At 59.3% G+C, this 329-nt stretch carries 1 protein-coding gene; it reads left to right on the top strand.

Translation table 11 applies throughout. The features are described from left to right. On the top strand, window positions 1-329 hold a 329-nt coding region (locus AAEZ10_RS27235; protein ID WP_350571785.1), incomplete at both ends, for a GGDEF domain-containing protein.

Below are 329 nucleotides of genomic sequence, written 5' to 3'. Positions count from 1 at the left end.
GTGCGCGACAGCCTCACCGGCCTGTACAACCACACCCATATCCTGCAGTTGCTGGAAGACTGCAGCTTTCGCGCGCGCCGCGAGAACAAGCCACTGAGCTTTGCCATGCTCGATATCGACCACTTCAAGCGGGTCAATGACAGTCATGGCCATCCGATGGGCGACCGGGTGATCAAGAGCCTGGCGCTGTTCCTCAAGCAGCGCCTGCGCAAGACTGACTTCATCGGCCGCTACGGTGGCGAAGAGTTCGCCATTGTGATGCCCGATACCGATCTGGAGTCGGCCCACAAAGTGCTCGATGAAATCCGCCAGCGCTTCGCCGAAATTCA

Source organism: Pseudomonas sp. H26/SER47-MNA-CIBAN-0231, assembly GCF_040310465.1.
In the GTDB taxonomy this organism is placed as follows: domain Bacteria; phylum Pseudomonadota; class Gammaproteobacteria; order Pseudomonadales; family Pseudomonadaceae; genus Aquipseudomonas; species Aquipseudomonas atacamensis.
Note: the sequence above shows the minus strand (reverse complement) of the source record. Positions and strands in the feature narration are given on the sequence as shown.